The 2,819-nt window shown below is 72.7% G+C and carries 1 protein-coding gene and 1 pseudogene; both read left to right on the top strand.

The features are described from left to right. Positions 1–2,004 (top strand): DEAD/DEAH box helicase (locus tag G3I40_RS02995; protein ID WP_164300580.1); only part of this gene is annotated, 2,004 nt, incomplete at its 5' end. Beyond that, positions 2,001–2,819: pseudogene (locus G3I40_RS02990) on the top strand (SWF or SNF family helicase); the annotation flags it as partial. The gene G3I40_RS02995 and the pseudogene G3I40_RS02990, both read left to right, overlap by 4 nt.

The following is a 2,819-nucleotide window of genomic DNA, read 5'->3' as shown; positions in this document are numbered from 1 at the left end:
CTGTTGGCCCTGCGCCGCGCCGCGCGGGCGTGGACGCCCCTGACCCCCTTGCTGTCCGCGACCGTGCCGGACGCCGTCGAGCTCGCCGACGACGAGGTGGCCGACCTGCTCGGGCAGGGAGCGCGCGCCCTGTCGGCGGCCGGTGTCGAGGTGCACTGGCCCAGGGAGATGGCCCGCAAGCTGACGGCCCGCGCGGTGATCGGCCCGCCCGAGGGCGACGGCCCCGACGCGCTCGCCTCGGGCGCCCCGTCGTTCCTGTCCGCCGACGCGCTGCTGGCGTTCGACTGGTCGTTCGCCGTCGGCGACCAGGAGCTGAGCCGCCAGGAGCTGGACCGGCTGGCCGAGGCGAACCGCCCCGTGGTGCGGCTGCGCGACCAGTGGGTGCTCGTCGATCCCGAGCAGGCGCGCCGCGCCCGCGCCCGCCAGGACCGCAAGGTCACGCCGGTCGACGCGCTGAGCGCCGTTCTGACGGGCTCGACGGAAGTCGACGGCCGCCGGTTCGAGGTACGGCCCACCGGCTGGCTGGAGGGGCTCAGGGACCGCCTCGCGGACCCCGAGGGCATGGAGCCGGTCGGGCAGCCGGCCGCGCTCGCCGCGGAGCTGCGCGACTATCAGCTGCGCGGACTCAACTGGCTGGCCCGCATGACCTCGCTGGGCCTGGGCGCCTGTCTCGCCGACGACATGGGTCTCGGCAAGACGATCACCCTGATCGCGCTGCACCTGCACCGTCAGACCGACCAGGAGGCAGCGGGGCCCACTCTCGTGGTCTGCCCCACCTCCCTCATGGGCAACTGGCAGCGCGAGATCGAGAGGTTCGCGCCGGGCACACCCGTACGGCGCTTCCACGGCGGCCGACGCTCGCTGGACGACCTCGCCGACGGGGAGTTCGTCCTCACCACGTACGGCACCATGCGTCTGGACGCGGCTCAACTGGCCTCCCTGAACTGGGGGATGGTGGTGGCCGACGAGGCGCAGCACGTGAAGAACCCGCACTCGGCCACGGCGAAGGAGCTGCGCACCATCGGCGCCCGCGCGCGCGTGGCACTCACCGGTACACCGGTGGAGAACAATCTCTCCGAACTGTGGGCGATCCTCGACTGGACCACGCCCGGCCTGCTGGGGCGCCTCGGCACATTCCGCACCCGCTACGCGCAGGCGATCGAAGAGGGCAAGGACCCGGCGGCCGCCGAGCGCCTGTCGAAGCTCGTGCGCCCCTTCTTGTTGCGGCGCCGCAAGTCGGACCCGGGCATCGCCCCCGAGCTGCCGCCGAAGACCGAGACCGACCGGGCCGTGTCGCTCACCAAGGAGCAGACGGGCCTCTACGAAGCCGTGGTGCGCGAGACACTCGCGGAGATCTCCGGGGCGGACGGCTTCGAACGGCGGGGCCTGATCGTCAAGTTGCTCACCGCGCTGAAGCAGATCTGCAACCACCCGGCGCAGTACCTGAAGGAGGGCAAACCGCGCATCGCCGACCGCTCCGGCAAGCTGGAGCTGCTCGACGAACTGCTGGACACGATCCTGGCCGAGGGAGCGAGCGTGCTGGTGTTCACCCAGTACGTGCAGATGGCGCGCCTCCTGGAGCGTCATCTGGCGAGCCGCGGTGTTGCCTCGCAGTTCCTGCACGGAGGTACCCCGGTCGCGCAGCGCGAAGCCATGGTGCAGCGCTTCCAGGACGGCGAGGTGCCGGTCTTCCTGCTCTCCTTGAAGGCCGCGGGCACCGGGCTCAACCTCACGCGCGCGGAGCACGTCGTGCACTACGACCGCTGGTGGAACCCCGCGGTCGAGGCGCAGGCCACCGACCGCGCGTACCGCATCGGACAGACCCGGCCGGTGCAGGTGCACCGGTTGATCGCCGAGGGCACCATCGAGGACCGCATCGCCGACATGCTGGGGCGCAAACGGGAGTTGGCGGACGCGGTGCTCGGCGCGGGCGAATCGGCGCTGACCGAGCTGTCCGATGCCGATCTGGCCGACCTGGTCGAACTGCGTGGGGGCGCCCGATGAGTGACATGTATGACGAGAGCGACGAGTTCGCCCACGACGAGGCGTTCGACGGGGACGACGCCGGCGGCGCCGAGGAGCGCACGTTCGCGGCGCTGCCCGCGACGCACGGCAAGGGGTTCGCCCAGACCTGGTGGGGCCAGGCCTGGCTGAAGGCGCTGGAGGACACGGCGCTGGACCTCGCACAGCTCAAGGCGGGCCGCGTCCTGGCACGTGCCGGGGCGGTCGGAGCGGTGTCCGTGCGCCCTGGGCGCATCACGGCGGTCGTCACGGACCGCAAGGGCGCCCTGCACCGTTCGGACGTACTGCTGCAGCGGCTCGGCGAGGACGACTGGGACCGTTTCCTGGGCATGGCGGTCGAGCGAGCGGGGCACATCGCCGCCCTCCTGGACCGCGACATGCCTCCGCACCTGGTGGAGGACGCGGCCGCGGCGGGAGTGGAACTCCTGCCGGGGATCGGCGACTTGGAACCGCGCTGTGACTGCGGGGCGTGGGACCACTGCGCGCACACGGCCGCGTTGAGCTACCAGTTGGCCCGTCTGCTCGACCAGGACCCGTTCGTGCTGCTGCTGATGCGTGGCCGGGGCGAGCGCACGCTCCTCGACGAGCTCCAGGTGCGCAGTGCCGCGCACGCCGAGCCGGTGGCCGCGCCTGCCCGGGACACCGAAGGCGTCGACGCGGTGGAGGCGTACGCGTCCGCCGTGGTGCTGCCGCCCCTGCCCGCGCCGCCCGAACTGCCCCCGGAGCCCGGCCTGCCGCCGTCGCTGGACACGGAGACGCCCCCGCCCACGGGCACGGATGTCGTCGCGCTGGCCTTC

The organism is Streptomyces sp. SID14478 (assembly GCF_010548525.1).
Lineage (GTDB): Bacteria > Actinomycetota > Actinomycetes > Streptomycetales > Streptomycetaceae > Streptomyces.
The sequence above is the reverse complement of the archived record's forward strand: the minus strand, read 5'-3'. Positions and strand labels throughout refer to the sequence as shown.